The sequence below is a fragment of the Vibrio hepatarius genome, assembly GCF_043642085.1.
Lineage (GTDB): Bacteria > Pseudomonadota > Gammaproteobacteria > Enterobacterales > Vibrionaceae > Vibrio > Vibrio hepatarius_C.
Map to the genome: position 1 here is coordinate 1726 of NZ_JBHZSA010000032.1, position 1780 is coordinate 3505.

General features: G+C 41.1%; 3 protein-coding genes. All 3 read left to right on the plus strand.

What is annotated here, in order from left to right; genetic code table 11:
- On the plus strand, window positions 1-601 hold a 601-nt coding region (locus tag ACHUFZ_RS21050), incomplete at its 5' end, for a hypothetical protein (RefSeq protein ID WP_394128692.1).
- Window positions 602-755: 154 nt separating this feature from the next.
- Window positions 756-1004: a hypothetical protein gene (locus ACHUFZ_RS21055; protein WP_039977686.1), complete on the plus strand. Its 249-nt coding sequence runs from the start codon at window positions 756-758 to the stop codon at window positions 1002-1004.
- 458 nt (window positions 1005-1462) lie between these two features.
- On the plus strand, window positions 1463-1675 hold the full coding sequence (locus ACHUFZ_RS21060) for a hypothetical protein (RefSeq protein WP_394128693.1): 213 nt from the start codon (window positions 1463-1465) through the stop codon (window positions 1673-1675).
- Window positions 1676-1780: the final 105 nt, after the last annotated feature.

A 1780-nucleotide genomic window follows, 5' to 3' on the forward strand; every position in this document is an offset into this window, starting at 1 on the left:
AGAAACCCAAGAGAAGACTAAATATCAAAGCAAATTATCAATGACGGATATAATTGCTTTAATAGCAATAATAGTTTCTATCGGTAGTGTTTTATTTACTAGTCAACAAGCAAGTTACCAGCATGACTTAAGCTTGATGCCATTTATCTCGATTGACTCTCGGTATGACTTATTAACCGAAGATGAAGGAGAGCAAACCTTGACACTTTCTTGGAGAATGGAAAATTCAGGTCTTGGTCCTGCTTTGGTTCAACAATCTGTTGTGGAAGTTGGTGACAATAAGTATGTAATGGGTTCAGATGAGGCTTTTGATAGCATTATATATGACCTTGAAAAGACCTTAGGGATGCGTGCGATCAGTCATGAAGTTGATCCTGTTTCATGTCCTTATGCAATAGAAAAAGAGAACGATTGGAACTTGTATAGCTTTTCTTTTAAAGGCTCAAATACTGATATTGTCAATGTACATATGGGGTTATGTTACTGTTCACTTAATGGCGAGTGTTACTACGAGGGAACTAAAGAAGGATTATTGAAATGCCCTGAAGAGGTTGATGCCAAGGACTTAATTCGCGGCAAATCTTGTGGAAACTACAGCTAACAAACAATTTAAGCAGATTCGCAACGTTTGGCATTCTTGGTTTGAATCTGCTTCAGTGATTACGGCACAATGGTCTAGGTAAGTGGTAGCGTTGCTCACTACTTAATTGGGCGTTAGCACACAGGTTCATAGTTCGTGATAAAGGAAGAGGTAAATGTCTAAGGATGAAACGCTTCTACATTGTGGAAACTGCAACCAGAAGACGGCTCATAGACGACTAAGTGCATCTGAAGTCGAAGCACAGCAGCGAGTGAAGAATAGTACCAAGTCTCGTATTCTCAATATCGTTTTTGGTGTTCTACTGGGCTCAAGTAAATCAGAATCGCAGGTTAGCTATTTCAGGTGTAAGGTCTGTAATGCGGAGCATGATAGCAATGAAGGTATGCCTCACGGTTGGGGCTAGTTAATGCGTAACCCTATGTGCTAACAAAAAATTTAAGCAGATTCGTAACGCTTGGCACTTTTAGTTTGAATCGGCTTAAGTGATTACGGCACAATGGTTTAGGTGGGTGGTAGCGTTACTCACTACTTAATTTGGCGTTATGTTTACTTGTAATTCAAAGGCTTAAATGTCTTGGGCTTTAGTTCTTTGTCCCTTTGGCAATTCGTCCCTAGTAGACTCGGCAAATCCGCATTGTCGGCCTAAATTCTTGAATCTCTCAGCCCGTAAAACATGCCTATGTTCGTGGGTTGCTTCATTGTCAGGTCGTGGTGGTCGGTTGTTTGTGTAACTGTAGGGTTATTAGCCAATTAGCATTTCGGCTTGGCAGTTGCCTCGGCAACTCAAAATTGTTCTGCGTTTTGGTTGGAAAGAAAGGGCGCTTGTTCTACCTTGGTCGGGTTGCCTCATTGGGCAGGGAAGTGGACTTACTTGTTTTAGGTTGGTCGCTTTTGGCGGCCAAGTTGGTTCTGGCCTTGTGGCTTGGTTCAGAAAACTGGTCAGAAATAGCAGTTCTTTCTCAAGTAAATCAGTCATTTGTGGTAAAACATAACAATAAATTTAAGAGTGATTCACAACGCTCGGCGCTTTCACTTCAAGCCAGTTTAGTGTTTATGGCAAAATGTTTTAGGTAAGGTGGTAGCGTTGTTCACACCTTAATTTGGCGTTATGTTTACTTGTATTTCAAAGGCTTAAAGGTCTTAGGCTCTAGTTCTTTGTCCCTTTGGCAATTCGTCCCT

Bases quoted from the DNA above. Each gene is read 5' to 3' on its own strand.
- ACHUFZ_RS21055 (WP_039977686.1), top strand. From the start codon at position 756: ATGTCTAAGGATGAAACGCTTCTACATTGTGGAAACTGCAACCAGAAG.